At 72.4% G+C, this 20,232-nt stretch carries 13 protein-coding genes and 1 pseudogene; 7 read left to right on the top strand and 7 right to left on the bottom strand.

Annotation, left to right across the window (positions count from 1 at the left end; genetic code table 11):
• The first annotated feature begins 193 nt into the window (after positions 1 to 193).
• From OG787_RS20350 to OG787_RS20340, 3 genes are all read left to right on the top strand, one after another.
• A complete protein-coding gene (locus tag OG787_RS20350; RefSeq protein WP_405535943.1) occupies positions 194 to 1,645 on the top strand; it encodes a Tat pathway signal sequence domain protein in 1,452 nt (483 codons plus the stop codon).
• A 122-nt stretch (positions 1,646 to 1,767) separates the two neighbouring features.
• Complete coding sequence (locus OG787_RS20345; RefSeq protein WP_405534056.1) at positions 1,768 to 3,144, top strand: IS1380 family transposase; 1,377 nt, start codon at positions 1,768 to 1,770, stop codon at positions 3,142 to 3,144.
• A gap of 272 nt (positions 3,145 to 3,416) precedes the next feature.
• Complete coding sequence (locus OG787_RS20340) at positions 3,417 to 3,860, top strand: T3SS (YopN, CesT) and YbjN peptide-binding chaperone 1 (protein WP_405535942.1); 444 nt, start codon at positions 3,417 to 3,419, stop codon at positions 3,858 to 3,860.
• A gap of 39 nt (positions 3,861 to 3,899) precedes the next feature.
• On the opposite strand, the gene OG787_RS20335 is transcribed toward OG787_RS20340, so the two are convergent.
• The 4 genes from OG787_RS20335 to OG787_RS20320 are packed head-to-tail and all read right to left on the bottom strand — an operon-like array spanning position 3,900 to position 9,102.
• Complete coding sequence (locus OG787_RS20335; protein ID WP_405535941.1) at positions 3,900 to 8,012, bottom strand: tetratricopeptide repeat protein; 4,113 nt, start codon at positions 8,010 to 8,012, stop codon at positions 3,900 to 3,902.
• A 15-nt stretch (positions 8,013 to 8,027) separates the two neighbouring features.
• Positions 8,028 to 8,420 carry a trypco2 family protein gene (locus OG787_RS20330; RefSeq protein ID WP_369034100.1) on the bottom strand — a complete coding sequence of 131 codons (393 nt, stop codon included), beginning with the start codon at positions 8,418 to 8,420 and terminating at the stop codon, positions 8,028 to 8,030.
• Positions 8,390 to 8,797: a hypothetical protein gene (locus OG787_RS20325; protein WP_369034099.1), complete on the bottom strand. Its 408-nt coding sequence runs from the start codon at positions 8,795 to 8,797 to the stop codon at positions 8,390 to 8,392. The genes OG787_RS20330 and OG787_RS20325 overlap by 31 nt, the downstream gene beginning before the upstream one ends.
• A complete protein-coding gene (locus tag OG787_RS20320) occupies positions 8,794 to 9,102 on the bottom strand; it encodes a hypothetical protein (protein WP_369034098.1) in 309 nt (102 codons plus the stop codon). Before OG787_RS20320 ends, OG787_RS20325 begins: the two co-directional genes overlap by 4 nt.
• A 241-nt stretch (positions 9,103 to 9,343) precedes the next feature.
• Between OG787_RS20320 and OG787_RS20315 the strand changes: the two genes are divergently transcribed.
• Positions 9,344 to 11,002, top strand: coding sequence for a helix-turn-helix domain-containing protein (locus tag OG787_RS20315; protein WP_405535940.1), 1,659 nt, complete (start codon positions 9,344 to 9,346; stop codon positions 11,000 to 11,002).
• A 35-nt stretch (positions 11,003 to 11,037) separates the two neighbouring features.
• Here the strand turns inward: OG787_RS20315 and OG787_RS20310 are convergent, their stop codons facing one another.
• The gene (locus tag OG787_RS20310) at positions 11,038 to 12,819 is read right to left on the bottom strand and encodes an FAD-binding dehydrogenase (RefSeq protein ID WP_405535939.1); all 1,782 of its coding nucleotides are present in this window, start codon (positions 12,817 to 12,819) and stop codon (positions 11,038 to 11,040) included.
• A 238-nt stretch (positions 12,820 to 13,057) separates the two neighbouring features.
• On the opposite strand from OG787_RS20310, the gene OG787_RS20305 reads away from it, so the two are divergent.
• The 3 genes and pseudogenes from OG787_RS20305 to OG787_RS20295 all read left to right on the top strand — a co-directional run.
• Positions 13,058 to 14,362: a PucR family transcriptional regulator gene (locus OG787_RS20305; protein ID WP_405535938.1), complete on the top strand. Its 1,305-nt coding sequence runs from the start codon at positions 13,058 to 13,060 to the stop codon at positions 14,360 to 14,362.
• 97 nt (positions 14,363 to 14,459) lie between these two features.
• On the top strand, positions 14,460 to 15,392 hold the full coding sequence (locus tag OG787_RS20300; RefSeq protein ID WP_369034094.1) for a glycosyltransferase family 2 protein: 933 nt from the start codon (positions 14,460 to 14,462) through the stop codon (positions 15,390 to 15,392).
• Between the two features lie 229 nt (positions 15,393 to 15,621).
• Positions 15,622 to 17,637 (top strand): annotated as a pseudogene (locus OG787_RS20295) (BTAD domain-containing putative transcriptional regulator); the annotation flags it as partial.
• Positions 17,638 to 17,655: 18 nt separating this feature from the next.
• On the opposite strand, the gene OG787_RS20290 reads toward OG787_RS20295, so the two are convergent.
• Positions 17,656 to 19,359: a bifunctional 3'-5' exonuclease/DNA polymerase gene (locus OG787_RS20290; protein WP_405540533.1), complete on the bottom strand. Its 1,704-nt coding sequence runs from the start codon at positions 19,357 to 19,359 to the stop codon at positions 17,656 to 17,658.
• A 67-nt stretch (positions 19,360 to 19,426) separates the two neighbouring features.
• Positions 19,427 to 20,185 carry a Clp protease N-terminal domain-containing protein gene (locus tag OG787_RS20285; protein WP_405535937.1) on the bottom strand — a complete coding sequence of 253 codons (759 nt, stop codon included), beginning with the start codon at positions 20,183 to 20,185 and terminating at the stop codon, positions 19,427 to 19,429.
• Between the last annotated feature and the right edge of the window lie 47 nt (positions 20,186 to 20,232).

The following is a 20,232-nucleotide window of genomic DNA, read 5'->3' as shown; positions in this document are numbered from 1 at the left end:
TGAGTCCATGTACGGACCGACCGACCGCGCCCCCTCCGCCGAAACCCCGGGTCACCCTCCTGGCCCGGGGTTTCTCGGTGTTCGCGGACGGTCCAACAGACGTCCGCCCCAAGGGCGTTGACCCGTCCCGGGCACACCAGCAGAATGAGCCCGCGCGTTCATGAGAGCGCTCTCAGGCGACTAGAGGAGACCCATGAACGCCAGGTCCGGCCGAGAAGCCGCACAACACCCCGCCCTCAGCCGCCGCGCGCTCCTCGGCGCCGCAGCCCTCACAGCGGCGGCCTCCGGAACCGCCTACGCGGCGGCCGTCAACACCCCCTCCTCCCAGGCGACTTCGGGATCCACCGGAACCTCCTCCGCCCAGCGCCGGGCCCACACCTTCCTCGCCGCCGCCATGGACGCCTACCCCGACCACGGCGACCTCCGCCTCACCCAGAGCTACACCGACCAGGCGGGCCTGTTCAGCACGGCGTTCACCTACGACAACGCCCTCGCGATCCTCGCCCACCTCGCCGTACGCACCGAGGCGGGCCGGACGCGAGCCGTCGCCCTCGGAGACGCCCTGCTCTACGCGCAGGCCCACGACCCGGCGTACGACGACGGCAGGCTCCGCCAGGCCTACAACGTCGGCCCGTACGTCTTCTTCGACGGCGTCGCCCAGCCCGACGGCTTCGTACGCGCCGACGGCACCGCCAACGTCGGCACCCAGTTCGGCTTCACCGGCACGGCAGTCGGCGACATGGCCTGGGCCGGTATCGCGCTCAGCGCCCTCGCCCGCCGCACCGGCGAGCGCCGATTCCTCGACGGCGCCGTACGGATCGGCACCTGGATCGAGGCGAACGCCAGTACCGAACAGCCCCTCGGCGGCTACAAGTTCGGCGTCGACGGCGCCAACCAGAAACTCCCCTTCAGCTCGACCGAGCACAACACCGACCTGGTCTGCCTCTTCGGACGCCTCGCCCTGCTCACCGGCGACCCGGTATGGCGGCAACGGCGGGCGAGGGCAAGGGCGTTCGTAGAGAAGATGTGGCAACCCGCCACCGGATCGGGGAGCCAAGGGGGCGGCTTCTTCTACACGGGCACCAACGACGGCGAGACCGTCAACAAGTCCCCGATCCCGGAGGACACCCAGACCTGGACCCACCTGGCCCTCAACTCCCGTGCACAGCCCAGCCGATACTCCCGCTCATTGGACTGGGCAGCCACCGAACTGGCCGTCCTGGACCGCTCCGACCGCACCAACAGCACAGTCCCCGCAGGCCAGTCGTACGAGGGAGTCACCTTCAGCTCCGCGAGCCTGCTCGCCGACGAGGACGCGCCCATCGCCGAGTTCCAGCCCAAGCCGAACCGCAACGGCGTCTGGTTCGAGGGGACCGCACACCTCGCCCTGGCCCTCCGCGACCGCGCCGGCCACGGTGACGAGGCCCGCGCCCACCGCCTGATCACCTCCGTCGAACGGGCCCAGGAACTCCTCGGCACCGCCCAGACCGTCGGCAGCCGCGCCCTGCCCGAACGCGCCGGCGTCGTCTCGGCCACCAGCCCCCTCGACACCGGCTTCGGCTTCGGCTACTACCCGTACCGCCACGTGGGCGCGACGGCCTGGTACCTGCTGGCGGCGACCCGCACGAACCCCTTGCGCGCTTAGCCTCGCGCTTTCATGAAGCGGGCTGTCCGATAGGCGGTCAGGCAAGCAGAAAGTGCCTCTGACCAGCAAGAATGAGGATTGTCTAGGTCCTTGTTCCCGCTGAAACCAAAGGCACTTTCCAGGTGAAGAAGCCTATCGGGTCCTACCCCCGTGTCCGTATCCGGGAGGACGGCCGGGCCGTGGTCTCGCAGGCCGGTTCGGTCCTGCTGATCGAAACTGTCCGCAAGACCGGTCTTGACCAGGCCTTATCCGCAGCCCTGACCTTGTGGCGGAAGCCGCGGGCCGTCCACGACCCCGGCAAGATACTCGTGGACCTCGCACTGGCGGTCGCGCTGGGCGGGGACTGCCTCGCCGATATCACCCTGCTGCGGTCCGAGCCTGCCGTGTTCGGGCCGGTCGCCTCCGACCCTACGGTCTCCCGGCTGATCGACACCCTTGCCGCCTCGGGCGAGAAGGCGCTGACCGCCATCCGCGCCGCACGTTCCGAAGTCCGCCGACGCGTCTGGGAGTTGGCCGGCAACCGGGCTCCGGACACCGGCGGACAGGTGACCGTGGACCTGGACGGGGTCCTGGTCGTCGCGCACTCGGACAAGCAGGACGCGGCCCCGACCTGGAAGAAGTCCTACGGTCATCACCCGCTCATGGGGTTCGTCGACCACGGTCCGGGAGGGACCGGTGAACCCGTCGCCGCCCTGCTGAGACCCGGGAACGCGGGCTCGAACACGGCCGTCGACCACATCGCAGCCGCCCGCCTGGCCCTCGCTCAACTGCCCAAAAAGTACCGGCAAGGACGGCGGACGCTGATCCGCTGTGATTCTGCGGGCGGCACCCATGAGTTCGTGGCCTGGCTCGCCCAGCGCGGGCGTTGGCTGTCCTACTCGGTCGGCATGGTGATCACCGAGGCCATCCACCAGCACGTTCTTCAGATCCCCGCATCGGCCTGGACGCCCGCGGTCGAGCCGGACGGCGAGGTTCGTGACGGGGCCTGGGTCGCCGAACTCACCGGAGACCTGCTCGACGGCTGGCCGCAGGGCATTCGGTTGCTCGTCCGCAAGGAACGTCCCCACCCCGGAGCCCAGTTGCGGATCACGGATGCGGACGGCATGCGTCTCACGTGCTTCGCCACCAACACCGCCGACCGGCCGATCGCCGAACTCGAGCTCCGTCACCGGTTGCGGGCTCGCGCGGAGGACCGGATCCGAGCCGCCCGGGCCACCGGGCTCCGCAACCTTCCCCTGCACGACACCGCGCAGAATCAGGTCTGGCTGGAGACCGTCCAGATGGCGCTCGATCTGCTGGCCTGGATGCCCATGCTCGCCCTGACCGGCCAGGCGAGACTTTGGGAACCGCGTCGCTTGCGGTTCCGCCTGTTCTCCGCGGCCGGCCAGCTCGTCATCACCGGCCGGCGCCGCCTCCTCCGCCTTGCCCGCCACTGGCCCTGGACCCGCGAGATCACAGACGCCCTCGAACGGCTCGCACTCTTGCCGAACCCCGGCTGACCAGCAGCTTTCCCACCCCTACGAGCAGCATCACCCTCACCCGGAACAGTGGAAACCGGCGTCCACCCGAGACGACACCCGGGCCCCCGGCCTGCCCGGTCTCGGCCATCGACAACGAAATGGGCCGCCGACTTCGTCGACGGCCCATCAAGAAAGATCGAGGTTAGAGAGTATCCGTCAGTTTATTGCGAGCGCCTGTCTTATCTCCTGTCGCGGGGCTATTCTGGATTTCGCCAGCGGATTCCGCGTGATTGCGTGATCGGAGGGGGCTCGTGTCGGATTTCACCGACAGGTTGCGGGCGGACTGTTTCGGATGGCTCCACGAGCAGTATTCCGGTGTGTACGTCAATGGACAGGGCGCGATCATCGTGCCCTTTCAGAGAACTGTCGCCTTCGTCGACGTGGAGGACAAGCTCGCGGCCACCGGCCGGGTCAATGTTCACGCGCCGGTGCTGGTGGGCATGCGGCTCACGCCGGAGCTCACGGAGCATGTGGCGCTCAACGGCGGGAACTACCTGTACGGCGCGCTCAGCTTCTACCTGGAGGAGGGGGAGCCACCCGCGCTGGAGTTCGACTACTCGATGTTCGGCGAGACGGTCACCGAGCCTGTGCTGAAGATGGCGGTCGCGCTGGTGGCGGGAACGGCGGAAACCGTGCAGCGGGAGCTGCAACCCAGATTCGGTGGACGCTCAATTCTTGATCAGTGTCTTGATTGATCAGTGTCTTGAATGATGCTCCAGTATTGGGTGGGTAATTCACTGCCGGTCGTCGAGCATTCTCTGGACCAGGGCGTGGTAACGCAGATAACGCGGCGGGGATTCGCGCACCAGCCCCCGCAGTACCGGAGTGGCGTCCCGCAGAAGAGCGGTGGCCTCCGGACTGTGGGGCAGCTGGGCGGCGCTTTCCACGAACTCGTCGAGGAGGGCTTCCCGCAGCTGGTCCTCCAGGTCGAGGCCGGGCCAGTGGCGTACGGAGCCGAGACAGGTGAGCGCGGCGGCACCCGGCAGTCCGTGGCGGCGCTCCACACGGCCCTGCCGCAGCAGGGCGATCATCCACGGTCTGCCGAACGCCGGGTGGGAGAGGGTGAGTTCGGCGTGCCGCCGGGAGTTGAGCCGGGCGTGGGGGAGGACCTCGGCCCCCGTGGCGTCGAGGTCCTCAAGAGCCAGGGCGTGGACCTCGGTGGCCCGGGCGAGTTCGACGGCGTACGCGGTCTCGGAAGGGACGGCGGCGACCAGGTACTCGGCCGACCGGAGGCATTCCGACGTGGCGGTGACCGCCTCACGGGCGCGCCCGGAGCGGCGGAGGAATTCACCGAGGGAGCGGAGGGCGCCGACCAGCAGCAGGGGGAAGCCGCCCCGGCTCGTCCGGTCGAGGGTGCGGGCGGCGCGTACGGCGTGCTCGGCATGGCGGACGGACAGGGCTGTGTCGCCGAGTTCCTGGTGGCACAGGGCGAGATTGCGCAGCACGTTCACATGATCGGGGACGACGGCTTCCGGCAGTGATCCGTCCGGCGCCCCGAGAAGCCGGGCGGCTTCGGTCAGCGGCCCGACGGCGTCCGCGTACTGCTCCGTGTCGATCGCGAGGGCGGCGAGGTCGTTCAGACGGACGGCGAGTCGGACGCGGAAGTTCTCGGGGCGCTCGCGGTGCAGGGCGCGGGTGATCCGGATGACCTCGTCGTACGCCTCCCGGGCCTTGTCGTGTTCCCCGTGGGATGCGAGCTGCCGGGCAAGCCCGCCGAGGGCGTCGGCGAGGTCGGCGTTGTGCACGGCCGGGTGGCGGGCGGCCTGTACGCGGCGGATGGCCACCGCCTCGGTGGCCGCGGACAGGGCGTCGGCCGTCGTGCCCAGATCCTCGTGGCGCAGGGCGAGTTGGAGGAGCGCGGCGGCCAGCCCGCTCTCGTGGCGTCCGGGATGGCGGGTCACCAGCGTGCGCCAGAGGGCGACGGCTTCCACAGCCGGGGCGGCGGCTTCCTCGTGCCGGTACGCGTGCGCCAGGAGCAGGGAGTGATTGGCGAGCGAGCCGGCCAGGTCCCGGGCATGGGAGTCCGGGTTGCCCTCGGCCAGGGCACGGTGGTGCCCGAGGGCCTCGCCGCTCGCCTCCAGGGCCGCCTGCGGCAGGCCCGCGTCCTTGAGGTCGGCGGCGAGGTTGCCGAGGGCGGTGGCCAGGCCCGACCGGTGGGCGCGGTCGGGATCGTCCGGGTCGTCGGGCAGTTGGCGGTACACGTCGACGGCCGACTCGGTCATCTCCAGGGCCTCGGCCGACCGCCCGACGGCTCGCAGATCCACCGCCAGGGTGGCCAGAGCGCGGGCCAGGTCCGGGAGGTACTCGGCGCCGCCCCGCGCTGCCAGGAGCCGGCAGTGCCGGGCGGCCTCCTCGGAGGCCCGCAGGGCGGCGTCGTGGTCGCCGAGCCGTCCCTCGGCGGTGGACAGGGTGTTCAGGGCGAGGGCCAGGTGGTGGAGGTCGTAGGGGAGGAAGGCGGTGTCGCCCTGGTCCGGGGTCCGTTCGGCCATGGCCGAACGGCAGACGTCGACCGCTTCCCGGGCGACGGCGACCGCCTCTTCCGTCCGTCCGGCCGCGTCCAGCCGCACCGCCAGGGTGTTCAGAGAGCTGCCGCGAATGCCCGTGTTCCTGGAGAAGACCGGGTCGTCGCGGTCGAGGAGGGCCCGCATCAGCTCGGCCCCCAGGGACGTCAGGGCCTGGCTGTCCCTGGGGACGCGGTCCGCGAGCATGGCCAGGGCGGCGACCGGGGTGTGCGGCGCGGCGGCGATCCCGCGGAGCGCCGCGATCAGCGGGGCCGGCTCCTCGACCTGGGTGGCCACGTCCGCCGCTGTGCCCCAGAGGGCGGTGGGCCCTTCTCGGACGAACTCGGTGAGGTGGCCGTCCAGTTCGCCCGCGAAGGCGGTGTGGGCGGCGGAGCGCGCGTACACCGTGAGCAACTGGGCGGCTTCGCGCGCGTCGATGCCGTCCAGGAGAGTGTGCGGGAGCTGCGGTTCCTCGCGCAGGCACTCGCCGACGAACCGCTCGGCGAGCCGGTCGGGCAGGAGCGATCCGAACTCCTGGCCCGGTTCGTCGGGTGGGTAGACGGCGGCGGCCCAGTGCCGGAGCCGGTCGCGTTCGTCCTCCGTACGGTCCCGGACGCCCCGCAGGCGCAGCAGTACGCGGTCGGCCCCGTCGGCGCTCCGCGCGCCGACGAGGAACACGGCGGTGAGCGTGCGGGTCAGGGCTTCCGGGCTGAACGCGGGCAGGAGGTGACGGGCGGTGGCCGAGCGGTGCAAGTAGCGGCGTTCGTGGCCGAGGAGGCGGTCCTCGGCGTCCAGGGAGCGGTCGGCGACGCCGACCGACGTGGCGGCGTCGTACAGATCGGCGAGAGCGGTCATCTGAACGGTCAGCACCGTACCCGCGACGGCGACGCCCGTGCCCGTGGAGCCCGTGCCCGTACCTGCGCCCGTGCCCGTGGCGCCCGTACCCGCGACGGCGGCGCCCGTGCCCGTGGAACCCGCGCCTGCGCCCGTGACCGGGGTGCCCGTGCCCCGGGCGCCCCGGTCGAGGCCGCGTTCGTGGGCCACGCGGGCGGCGAGTCCGGCCCAGTCGGTGCCCTCGCCGTCGGGCCGGCGCAGGTCGAGGGCCGCGGCCAGGTCGGTCAGGGCCTGCGCGTAGGCCTCCCGATGGCCCTCGGGGGTGTCGTCGACGGGCGGGAGCGCGGTGACCCGGGCGGCGGCGAGCGGTTCCTCGCCGGCCGCGGAAGCGCTGCGCAGGGCGGTCCACCAGGATCCGGCGGTGCGCGCGAGGAGCAGGACCCGTACCGGGACCGCCCGTTGGTTCTTGACGCGGGCGTCGAGGAACGCGGTGATCTGGGCGGCGCGGGTCTCGGCGTAGTCGAAGACCACGAGGGCGGGCCGGGCCGGTGCGGCGAGCCGGGCGACCTCGTCCCCGGTGGCGGCGGTGGTCGGCCAATTGACCAGCCACGGGCCCTGGTTCAGCCGCCGCTCCAGCTCGACGGCGAGGCGGGTCTTGCCTTGCCCGGCGGGCCCGTGGACGAGGCTCACGGACAGGCTGTCGTCGCTGTGTGCCCAGGCCAGCAGCTCGTCGAGCAGAGCCTCCCGGCCGCGGCCACGGAAGCGGACCGCCTGGTTCCGGGCCACCAGTACGCGGGCGGGTGGCTCGGAGAGGGCCGGGGCGTGCCGGTCCACCAGGGGTTCGTACTCGACGGGCTCCAGTTGTGCGAGGCCGCCGGTGTGGCGGTGCCAGACCTCCTGGAAGCCGGGGTGCGCCAGGACCACGTACGAGGGCACGGCCTCCAGCCGGGCCAGCTGCCCGTAGGCGGGGACCCCGAGGATCACCCCGGTGAGCAGGTGGCCGCAGAAGAGCGCGGCGCCGGACAGGCCCTGCCAGGGGGACCGCTCGCTCCGGTGCCCGGGCGGGGGCGGTGGCTGGCCGACGTTCATCACGTACAGGTCGCTGCGGTAGCGGTCCCCGGGGTTGACGGTGCCCGACGGGTGCGCGGTGTCGAGCAGCGTGGCGGTGCGCATGGAGTCGGGGAAGCCCCAGGTCTCGCACGGGGTCCCGGGCGCGGTGGTGTCCAGCCGCCCCCAGCGCACCGGGTGGCGGAAGGACACCTCGGGCCAGCCGGCCCGGCCGGGCCGGTCGGCGTCGATCTCCACCAGCGCGAAGTCCTCGGTGCCGGGGGTGCCCCGGACGAGCACCGTGCCCGCGTGCGCCACGTCCGCGCGCAGGCGCCGCACGGTCACCGCGCCGCCTGCCCCGGGGACTCCGTGGGCGGAGGTCAGCACCAGCCGCGGGGCCACCACATAGCCCGAGCACTGACCCCGGTCGGGGCTCAGGACGGCGACGACGCGTTCCGCTTCCATGGCCGCTGCCGCCGCTCAGCGCCCGTACGGGCCGTCGGCCCGGCCGTCCGCCGGAGCGGGCGATCCGGGCGGGGCGGCGTTCGGGAGCGGATTCTGATTGGAGATCAGATAGTCGCCGCCGCCGGGCAGTTGGGGCTGTAGGGTCACCCGGACCCGGTGGGTGCGGGTGCGACCCGTACCCGCCTCGCCCTCGGCGGTGACGACCCAGGCCCGGACCTTGCCGCCGACTTTGGCGTCCAGCCGTAGCTCCAGGGCCAGTTCCAGCTCGATGGGGCCGACCCCGAACCGCACCCCGGAGGGCCCGGCCGCCGCCGCGGCGGCCGTCAGCTCGTCCCGGACGGCCTGGACCGCCGCCGCCAGCTCGATCTCCACGCCGGTCACCAGTTCCCGCCCCCGTGAGTCGCGCACCAACGGCTCCACTCGTACCCGTTGAGCAGGGCGGAGGGCACGCCCCGGCCGTGCAGGAAGTCCAGCGCCGTGTCCAGCATGTCGAGGTAGCGAGGGTGCTCGTTCTGGGACTGCGCCAGCAGATCCCGTACGCAGTGCGATCCGCCGTACGCCGCCCAGCCCCCGACCGGCAGTACGGCATCGGCGAGCCGCTCGACGAAACCGCCGGGGTCGGCCGAGGCCGGCGGATGCAGCGGGACGTAGATCAGTGCGGGGACGTCGATGTCCGGGCCGCTGCCGGACCTGTCGAACTCCCACCGGCCGTACAGCCCCATGCGGTGGACGATGTCGGGCGGCAGGGCCGTCTCGTCCACGGGGGAGCGCCGGAAGAGCCTCATGCGCGCTCCGCCTGCCGGGCCCGGGCCTCCCGCTCGGCCATCGGCAGCCGGACGATGCGCCCGTGGCTGCTGCGCGCGGAGATCCCCCAGGGCGAGAGCGGCTGTCCGGTGGCCAGCCAGACGGCCAGAGTGATCTCCCAGACGATGGCCTTGCCCACGGTGGTCAGAAACCACTCGGGACTCATCAGCAGCTGGGACAGCGGCATTCCGCCCCAGGGCGAGCCGCCCGCCCGGCTCTGGAGCACCCAGATGGAAATGAAGAGACCGAGGACATGACCGAGACTGAGAATGGTGCCGACGTCCATGGACGGATGGCCTTTCGTCGCCGATTTCGCCGTTGGTTCAGCCGTCGATGCCGCCGTCGACCCGGTCGCCGACGACGGGCCGACGCCCCTTTTGTACGCCGCTCCCGCGTGCCCGCACGCCGTCGTTGCGCCCGTCCGCCGACCACGCAACACCGCTGTGGTACGGCTCAGTTCGCCAGGTATGGTGGGAATTTCGCCCGAACCTCTCCTCCTGCCCGTCCCGGGCTGCCACGCTGACCCCATGGCACAGGCGGAGGGGAACCGGGCCTCGGCTCCGGTCGGCGGGCAGTTGTGCCCACTGGGCCCGCGAGAGCGCGTCGCGTGGCTGTTACGGATCAACCGGCAGCTCGGCGGGGACAGGGAACTGTCCACGGTGTCCGCCTTCGCCCGGGCGTTCCGGGGCGGCAGCCATCCCGGGACGGCCGGCGTCAGCACCGTCTCACGCTGGGAGACCGGACGGCTGAACGTGTCGGGGGACGCGATCCGGCGGTACGAGGAACTGCTGGGCCTGCCGCCCCATCTGCTCACCGCCGCCGCCCGGACGACGCTGCGCTACCTGGCACCGTCCGCCCTGGAACGGCCCCCGCTGGCGGCGACCGCCACCACCTCCGCGCAGCCCCGTACGGAGGAGCTGCTGGAGCAGGCGCTGTCCGGCGACGACATGACCGGGGCCGACTGGGCGGCGCTGGCCGGTGACCTGGCCGCGATACCGGACGCGGTGCTGATGCCGGCCGGTATCTGGCGGCAGCTCACCCAGCGGCTGGTGGAGGAGATGGTGATCGCCGGCGGCGTGGCCTGGATGATGCGGTTCGAGGCGCTCAACCAGCTGCTCAACCATCCGCGCGGCGGCCCGGACGCCATCGCCCGCTGCGCGGGCATCGCCGCCGACCGGGCCAACCACGCGTCGACCGAGGTCATCTGCGCGCTGGACAACACCGCGCACCCCGACAGCGGCGTCCAGGTGCTGGCCCAGCTCACCGCGCCCACCAGCGACCGGGCCTTCCAGGGGGCGCTCATGGCGTGCGCCCGCAAGGTGGCCTACGGCCACTTCACCCGGCCCCAGCTCGACACCGTCAGCGCGCTGTGCACCGAACTCCTCGGCGACGGCGAGGCGGCCGACGGGGTGGTCGCCGGGGTGGCACCGCTGGCGGCGCAGATCCTGCGCTCGTTGCCGGACCGCACACCGGCCAGGCTGCGGCGCGGGCTCCTGGACGCCGACGGGCCGCTCGGCCACGTATGGCAGCGCGGGCGGCTGGCGGGCGAGCCGGGAACCGGGCTGGTGGTGCGGCGCATCGTGGCCCGCGCGGTGGCCGACGCGACCCGCGACCATCCGTCGCCGCCCGGCGAGGACACGCTGGGCGACCTCCACGGCCTGGTCGACGAAATGCTGTTCAGCCCGGTGTTCGACATCCGGCTCTACACGGCGATGCTGCTGTACGCCACGCCCCTGCGACGCCCGCTGGCCGAAGCCGTCGCCACCGAGCTGGCCCGCCCCGCCACCGCACGGGACGCCGTCCTGGCGCCCAGCCTCCTGGGAGCCTTACGGGTCCTCGGCGACCACCGCTCCCGCCCGCTCGTCCAGCGGCTGACCACCGCGCTGGGTCTTCCCGAGGCCACCGTCCTCGCCGCGGCCCACTGTCTGGGCGACCTGGCCCCGGGTGAGGCCGACGACCACTACTGGACCGACGCGCTCTCCCGGCACAGCTCGCAGTGGGCCCTGCGGCGGGCCGGCGGCAGCGCGATGATCCTTCAGTGCCTCGTGTACGGCATGGGCATGTCCTCCCGCTACGACCTGCTCACCACCGTCCGGGACGACCCTGCCCTCCCCGCTCCCGCCCGGGCCGCCGCGCGATGGTGGACGAACGTGCCCGAGCGAGCCCGCCGCAGCGCCCGCCGCTGACAACAGGGGGTGCTGCGGCGGGAGTTGAGGGGCGGTCAGGCCGTAGCCGCAGCCGCCGCCCTCCCCGCCTGCCGCCCCGAGAACAGACACCCCCCGAGGAACGTCCCCTCCAGCGACCGGTACCCGTGCACCCCGCCACCCCCGAACCCCGCGACCTCCCCGGCCGCGTACAGCCCGGGAACCGGCGCACCGGCAGCGTCGAGAACCCGCCCCGACAGATCGGTCTGGAGCCCGCCGAGGGTCTTGCGCGTCAGGATGTTGAGCCGCACGGCGATCAGCGGCCCGGCGGACGAGTCCAGGATCTTGTGCGCCGACGCCGTACGGCTGAGGACGTCCCCGGGATACGAGAGCGCGTTCCGGATGCCCATGACCTGCGCGTCCTTGCTGTACGAGTTGTCGATCTCCCGGTCCCGCGCCTCGATCTGCCGCTGTAGCGCTGCGAGGTCGATCAGACTCGTCCCGGTCAGCTTGTTCATGCCCCGCACCAGCTCGGACAGCGTCTCGGAGACGATGAAGTCCTCGCCGTACTTCTTGAACCGCTCCAGTGGCTCCGGCGTCTGCCAGATGCGCGAGAGCAGCATCCAGATGTCCTTGTTGGTGAGGTCGGGGTTCTGTTCGGATCCGGAGAGCGCGAACTCTTTCGCGAGGATCTTCTGGGTCGTCACGAACCACGAGTAGTCGTAGCCGGTGTCGGTGATCGACTTGAGGGTGTGGAGGGTGTCGTAGCCCGGCATGTCGGGCGCGGAGAACCGCTTGCCCGTCGCGTCGAACCACATCGACGACGGCCCGGGCAGGATCCGGATGCCGTGGTTCGCCCAGATGGGGTCGTAGTTCTTGATGCCCTCCGTGTAGTGCCACATCCGGTCCGGGTTGACGATCCGCCCGCCCGCCTTTTCGGTGATCCCGAGCATCCGCCCGTCCACGTGCGCGGGCACACCCGTGATCATCGACTTGGGCGCGTTGCCCATCCGGGCCGGCCAGTTGGCCCGTACGAGATCGTGGTTGGCGCCGATGCCTCCGGACGTCACGATCACCACCTCGGCGCTCAGCTCGAAGCTCCCGACGACCGTCCGCGAACTGGCCTTGCCCCGCGCGGCCGTACTCGCTTCGAGCACCGCGCCGCGGACGCCGGTGACGACGCCGTTCGTCCGCACGATCTCGTCCACGCGATGGCGGTGCTTGAACGTCACCAGCCCGTCCGCCACCGCAGCCCGCACCTTCTTCTCGAACGGTTCCACCACGGCGGGGCCCGTGCCCCAGGTGACGTGGAAGCGCGGTACGGAGTTGCCGTGGCCGTCCGCGAGACCGCCGCCGCGCTCCGCCCAGCCGACCATCGGGAACCACTGCATCCCGAGGCCCGCCAGCCAGGACCGCTTCTCGCCGGACGCGAAGTCGACGTACGACTCGGCCCACTTGTAGGCCCAGTAGTCCTGGCCGAGCGGGTCGTCGACGCCCCGGTCGAAGCCGGCCGTGCCCAGCCAGTCCTGCCACGCCAGTTCCGGCGAGTCGTTGACGCCCATCAGGCCCTGCTCGACGGAGTCGACGAAGAACAGCCCGCCGAACGACCAGAACGCCTGGCCGCCGAGGTTGGTCTCCGGTTCCTGGTCGAGCAGCAGCACCTTGCGGCCCGCGGCGGCGAGTTCGGCCGTGGCGACCAGCCCGGCGAGACCGTGGCCGACGACGATCGCGTCGGCGGACGTGGCCGCCGCCGAGGCCCCGAAGGCCGTACCCGTCTGGGTGAGGGCGGTGGCGGCGACCGCGCCGCCGGCCAGGGTCAGCGCCCGGCGGCGGCTGACCGGGTCAGTCAAGTGCTCCATGGGGGTGCCTTCCGGGAGGACGTACGGCGAATGCGGGTGCGCATGCGGGATCAGCTGCGCGTGCACGGGACGCGTGGGGCGTCCGCGCGAAGGGTGTGTTTCTGGCGAGCCTGGGGTTACCGTCGGTAGCGCTCAGGGAATCAGGTCGGTACGACAGCGCGGTAGTAGCCGGGAGCCAACGCATCCGCCCCTCCGTTGTGTCCCGGCGACACCGCACCGACGCGGAAGGGAGAGGCCCATGACGGTCCTCACCGACGTCTCCGAGCGGTCCGGGCGACCCGACCGCGAGACCGTCGCCGAGGTGCTGCGCGCCATGGCCGCCGACGCGGACGTCCAGGGCGAACTCGTGCACGCGGCCCGGTCGCACTCGCCCGAGGTGGCCCGCCTCGCCGAGGCGGAGACCCACTGGCACGTCACCGCCATGATCAACGCGGCCGGCGCGTGGCTGGGGGATCTCGGTGAGCGAGGCCTGGGTACAGGGGACAGCGGCATGGGTGGCGGCAACGAACTGGGCATCGACACCCAGGACTTCGCCGCCGCCCTCCTCCTCGGCGCCGACCGCGCCGCCCAGGGCGTGCCGATGACCGCCGTACTGCGCGGAGTTCAGGCCGCCCACACCCGCGCCGTCGAGATCACCGTCGACCGCTGCCGCTCGGCCGGCGTCCCCGACGCCGCGCTGCTCACCGCCGTCCTGCGCCTCAAGGAGTACGGCGACGCCCTGCAACGGCACGTCGTCCACGGCTACCGCGCCGCCGAGTGGGACACCCCGCGCGCCCTGGGCGAGACCCGGGCGCGGCTGCTCCGCCGGCTCCTCGTCGAGGGCGAACCGCCGCCCGCGGCAGAGGAGTTGACGCGCGCCGGGCTGCGTCAGGACGCCGTACGCCACCTCCTGGTCGCCCGCCCGGGCGGCGACCCCGCCCGCACCCGGCGCCTGACCCACCGTCTCGCCGCCCTGCGCGGCTGCCTCTTCGGCATGCTCGACGGCCGGCTGGTGGGCCTGTACCCACGGCTGCCGGCGGGCGGGCGCATCGATGACGGGGAAGGAGAGGGGGAGGGGGAGTGGGACGAGAACGGTAACGGTACGGAGGGCGGCGGGCCGCTCGTCGTGGTCTCACCGGCCGTCCCCCTGGACGACCTCCGGGCGGCGTACGGCCTCTGCGCCCGTGCCCTGGACCGGGGTCCGTCCCTGCGCCCCGGCGTGTACGAACTCACCGAGCTGGCCGCCGAGATCGCCCTCGCCGACCAGCCGCTGCTGGGCGCCTGGCTCAGCGCCCGGCTGCTCGCGGACCTGGACCCCCGGGACGACTTCCACCGCCAGATCGCGGTCACCGCGCTCGCGTTTCTCGACCACGGTCGCCGCCTGGACCGGACGGCGGCTACCCTGTTCACCCACCCCAACACCGTCCGCTATCGCCTGGCCCGCCTCCAGCAGCTCACCGGTGAGTCCCTGACCGATGATCTGCCGGGCATCTCCTCCGGACCGTTGGGTACGTTGCACTGGTGGTGGGCGCTGCGGACGTGGCTGGAATCCGGCTCCGACTGAACGCCTTAGGGTGTTTGTGCAAGGGTGTTATGCAGAAGAGACGTACTTAATGCGTACTTAATACATCCTTACTGTAAACAGATAGCATCCGACCGCGATGGTTGACGTCGGCGGCCGGAACGAGGTGGGTCTGGTGGGTGGCATGACGGTGGAGCCGCGCATCGCGGTGGCCGTGGTGACCATGGGAAACAGGCCCGCCGCGCTGAACGCGCTGCTGGAGTCGATCGCCAAGCAGGACCTCGCCCCCGACCGCATCGTGCTCGTCGGCAACGGCTGTCCACTGCCCGAACTCCCCGGCCTCTCCGGCGAGGTCACCACCATCGAGGTCGACGAGAACCTCGGCTGTCCGGGCGGCCGCAACGTGGCGCTGGCCCGGCTGCGGGAGTTCGGCGACATCGACGTCGTGGTCGACCTCGACGACGACGGCCTCCTCGTCGACCCCGATGTGCTCACCCGCGTACGGGACCTGTACGCCGCCGACCCCCGGCTCGGCATCGTCGGCTTCCGCATCGCCGACGAGAACGGCGTGACCCAGCGCCGGCACGTGCCCCGGCCCGGCGCGGGTGATCCGATGCTCGGCGGGTACGTCACCCAGTTCCTCGGCGGCGGCCACGCCCTGCGCATGGAGATGCTCGACGAGACCGGCGACTGGCCGGCCGCCTTCTTCTTCGCGCACGAGGAGACCGACCTCGCCTGGCGGGCCGTCGACGCCGACTGGAAGATCCTCTACGAACCGCGTCTTCTGCTCCGCCACCCCAGCACCTCACCCGCCCGGCACGCCATCTACCACCGGGTCACCGCCCGCAACCGGGTCTGGCTGGTCCGCCGTCGGCTGCCGCTGCCGCTGATCCCGGTGCACCTGGCCGTCTGGATCGCGATCACCGTCCTGCGGGCCCGCTCCACGGGCGCGCTGCGGGCCTGGTTCGCCGGCTTCGCGGAGGGCCTGCGTGAACCGGCGGGCGAGCGCCGCCCGATGAGCTGGCGCACGGTGTGGAGACTGACGAGGCTGGGCCGCCCACCGATCCTGTGAACCGAGTGGTCCCGTGGGGTCCGCGATACGAGGGCCCCGGCCGTCACCTCTGGCGACCGGGGCCCTCTCGCGTATCCGGATCCGGCCGCGACGGCGACACTCCCCCGAGCTGCGCGTCATACGCGCGCACCCTCGGACCGGCTCCGTTGAGGTGATCACATCAGGCCACGCCAACAAATCGCTAACATGTGCGTCCGGTAAGCCAACGAGACGGCAGTGGGGCGAGAACATGCGGCGCGGTCTGCGGTTCGGACTGCTGGGCGCGCCGGTCCTGTACGACTTCGACGTCCCCAACGGGCGTACGGGCAACGGAATTCAGCCGATCGGCGGCGGCAAGGTACGAGCACTGCTCGCCGCCCTGCTCCTCGAACCCGGCCGGGTCGTCCCGGTCGAGACGCTCAAGGACGCGCTGTGGGGCGGGGCACCGCCGGCCTCCGCACAGGCCTCCCTGCACAACCACGTGGCCCGACTGCGCCGCCGCCTCGACGACCCGGCACGCCTCCGAGCAGTCCCGCCCGGCTACCTACTACGGGTGGGCCCGGGCGAGTTGGACGTCCACGTCTTCCAGGCCCACGTCGAACGGGCACGGGCGGCCCACGCCAACCAGGACTGGCGCCGAGTCCTGGGTGAGTGCGCGTCAGCCTTTGCCCTGTGGCGCGGCACGCCACCGCCCGAGACCGTCGGCTACGCCTTCACCCAACGCCTGACGGAGGCCCACCGCCTCCTCCTGGAATGGCGCTACGACGCCGAACTGCACATCGGCGGCCCCCGACTGGCAGCCCTGGTCCCGGAGTTGACGGCCCTGGCCGCCGAACACCCCCTGCGCGAGTCCTACCACCGCCAACTCATGCTCGCCCTCCACCGCACCGGCCGCCGAGCCGAATCCCTCGCCGTCCACCGCGACCTGCGCAACCGCCTGCTGGAGGAGCTGGGGGTGGAGCCGGGGGCGGCGGTACGGGCGGCGCATGTGGAGGTGCTGCGGGTTCTGGGGGGTCCGGAAGGCCGACTGGAGCCGGAGGCTCCGGGCACCGCCGCGATGCCCGCCGACCTCGCGGCTCCCTACGTCCCCGCACAGCCGACGTCGGGTTCGGCCCCGCGACCGGCGCCTGACTCGACCTCGCAGCCCGGCCCGCGACCGGCTCCCGCCCCGACAGCGAGAGTCCCCGCGTCGACACGACGGGAGGCGTCGGCACCGGCGCCGTCCCCCATGCCCCACCCCGCCCAACTCCCCCCACCCCCGACCCACTTCACCGGCCGCACCTCACTCACCGACGCCCTGCGCCGGACCCTCGCCCCGGACAGCCACCCCGGCCCCGACGACATCACGCCCATCACCCCCGTGGCCGTGATCCACGGCATGCCCGGCGTGGGCAAGAGCGCCCTCGCACTGCACGCCGCCCACGCCCTCCGGGACCACTTCCTCGACGGTCAGCTGTACGTCGACCTGCACGGCACCACCCCCGGTCCCGGCACACCCCCGCTCACCCCGGCCCACGCCCTCACCGCATTACTCCGCGACCTCGGCGTCGAGCCGCACCGCATCCCCGAACACCCGGACGCGGCAGCCGCGTTGCTGCGCTCCCTGCTCGCACCGACCCGCACGCTCCTGGTCCTGGACGACGCCCAACGCGCCGCGCAGGTACGGCCATTGCTCCCGGCGGGCCCGGGATGCGCGGTGATCGTCACCAGCGGGTCCCCGCTGACCGCCCTCGACGGTGCCCGCCGCTTCCCCCTCACCCCCCTGACCGCCACGGAGAGCGCCGAGTTGCTGCGCGCCGTCTCCGGACGGGACGGTCTCGACGCCGCCCACCCCCTCGTCGGCCTCACCGGCCGCCTCCCGCTCGCCCTGCGCGTGGTGGCCGCCCGGCTCGCCGCCCGCAGAGCCCTCACCCCGGACCTGCTGGCCGGTCAACTGGCCGCCGCCGCAAGCAGGTTGCCGTACCTGGAGTACGACGACCTGAGCGTCCGCCGCTCCCTGGCCGGCGCCCACGACGCGCTGCGCACCTCCGCCCACGAGGCCGACCGCGACGCCGCCCTCGCCCTGCGCCGCATCGGCACCCTCGACCTCCCCACGTACGACGTCCGACTCCTCGCCCGCCTCACCGCGACCGACGAACACCGCGCCGAGGCGGCCCTGAACCGCCTGACCGACGTGGCCCTCCTGGAGGAGACGGCGTTCGGCCACTACGCACCCCACGACCTGGTCCGGGACTTCGCCCGCGAACTGGCCGACGCCCCGGCCACCGCACGGGGTTGACGCGCGTCACTTGGCGTCGGCATAGCACTCCACGACCGCCGTACTGAACGGAAACCGCACCGGGGTCTCCCCGAACGTCAGCCGCCCCGCCAGCTCCGCCGCCTCCCGGATCGCCGCCACGACCGTCTCCGCCTCCTCCTCGGGACAGTGCACGATCACCTCGTCGTGCTGGAAGAAGACCAGCTCGGCCGCCATCCCCGCACAGGTCCGGCGCAGCGCGGCGAGCAGCAGCAGCGTCCAGTCGGCGGCGCTGCCCTGGACGACGAAGTTGCGCGCGAAGCGGCCTCGGGCACGGGAGTTGGAGGAGGCGTACCCCGGCACCCACTCCTGCGCCTCCGCACTCGCCGGCCCGCTGCCCTCGTCCTCCGAGAGCGGGATACCGGCCTCCTCCACCGAGTCGTCGCCGGTCCGCACGGCCGGGGGACACGTGCGCCCCAGCCAGGTCCGTACGAGCCGCCCCTCCTCTCCCGCGCGGGCGGCCTCGTCGACGTACGCCACCGCCTTCGGGAACCGGCGTCTGAGCGCGGCGAGGTTCTTGAGGCCGTCCCCGGACGTCTGCCCGTACACCGCGCCCAGCACGGCGAGCTTGGCCTGCTCCCGGTCGCCGGAGAACGCGCGCTCGGAGACCGACTGGTACAGGTCGGTCTCCCGCCCCGCGACCTCCATCAGCCCGGGGTCGCGCGAGATGGCGGCCAGCACCCGCGGCTCCATCTGGTCGGCGTCGGCGACCACGAGCCGCCACCCCGGGTCGGCGACCACGGCCCGCCGGATCACCTTGGGGATCTGGAGCCCGCCCCCGCCGTTGGTGACCCAGCGCCCGGTCACCGTCCCGCCCGCGAGGAACTCGGGCCGGAACCGCCCGTCCCGCACCCAGTCCTGAAGCCAGGACCACCCATGGGCGACCCAGATGCGATACAGCTTCTTGTACTCGACGAGCGGCTTCACAGCAGCATGATCAAGACTCTCGATCTCCCATCGCCGCGTGGACCGCACCTTGATCCCGGCCTGCGCGAAGGCCTTGACGACATCGGCGGGCAGATCGGGCCGCACCCGCCGCCCGAACGCCGCCGACACCTCGTCCGCCAGCTCGGCGAGCCGCCGGGGCTCACCCCCGCCCGCGTACCGCTCGCCCAGCAGTTCGTGGAGCAGCTCCCGATGGACGTCCGCCCGCCACGGCAGCCCCGCCGCGTTCATCTCGGCGGCCACCAGCATCCCCGCCGACTCGGCTGCCGTCAGCAGCCGCATCCGGTCCGGGTGCGCGGTCGCGTCGTGCCGGCGCTGCTGATCGGCGTACACCTCCAGCAGATCCGCCAGCGGCAGCCGGACGCTCTGCGGCTCGAACAGCGGCGACTGCGCGCCGGGCTCGGCGGCCCGCTGCGGTGGATCCGGCGGTACGGGACCACCGCGCAGCCTGCCCAGGGCCGCCGCCGCGGACCGGGGCTCACCGAGCCGCCCCTCGTGCCCGAGCAGCAGCGTCTCGGCGTCCTCGATGTCGTAGCACCGCTCGACCCGCACCCCCGTGGCGAGCAGCCGTGGATAGACCTCGGCGGTGGACCGCCACACCCACCGCGTGACCTCCGGCCGGTCACGGACTGCCGCGCCGAGATCCCCCTCCCGCCGCACCGGCCCGACGGGCAGCCCGTCCGGACCGAGGGGGGCGATCTCCACGCCGCCGTCCTCGGCCGGAGCGAGCGCCCAGCGCTCGGCGATGTCCGCCATTCCTGCCATGTCCGAGAGTGTGGCAGGAGGGTCTGACAATGCCCCTGACCTGGACTTTTCAGCCCTTCTCCGCGCCCTTCCCCTCTCCCTTCCCCTCGAAGTCCACCTTGATCTTGGCGATTGCCGCGACGACGTACTCCTCCGTCGCCGCCTTGGTGAGACCGGCGCTGGACAGCACCCCCTCGCCGTTCTCGAACTCCAGCAGGGCGAGCAGGATGTGCTCGGTGCCGACGTAGTTGTGGCCCAGGCGCAGGGCCTCGCGGAAGGTGAGTTCGAGGGATTTCTTCGCGTTGGCGTCGAAGGGGATGAGGGCGGGGTCGTTCTCGCCACGTGGCGGGAGGCCGGCGGTCGCGGCCTCGCGCACGCTGTCCAGGGAGACGCCCTGCGCGGTGATCGCCATCGCCCCGAGGCTCTCCGGGTCGGCGAGGAGGCCGAGGATCAGGTGCTCGGTGCGGATCTGGTCGTTGCCGGCGGCCTTGGCCCCTTCCTGGGAGAGGACCACCACGCTCCTGGCCCGTGGCGTGAAGCGGCTGAAGCCCTGGCTCGGGTCGAGGTCCGACTCGCCCTTCGGCACGAACCGCTTCTGCGCCGCCTGCCGGGTGACGCCCATGCTCCTGCCGATGTCGGTCCAGGAGGCTCCGGAACGCCGGGCCTGGTCCACGAAGTGCCCGATCAGATGATCGGCCACCTCCCCGAGGTGATCAGCGGCGAGCACCGCGTCCTGGAGCTGTTCGAGGGCGTCGGTGTGCACTTTCTTGATGGCCTCGATGAGGTCGTCGAGACGTACGGAGGCCCGGACGGGCTGATTGGTCGTCATGCGTCAACCGTAGGTTGGCAGTGGTGAGCTGTCAACCATGAGTTGAC

It is taken from the genome of Streptomyces sp. NBC_00075, assembly GCF_045041225.1.
Taxonomy (GTDB): domain Bacteria; phylum Actinomycetota; class Actinomycetes; order Streptomycetales; family Streptomycetaceae; genus Streptomyces; species Streptomyces adonidis.
Note: the sequence above shows the minus strand (reverse complement) of the source record. Positions and strands in the feature narration are given on the sequence as shown.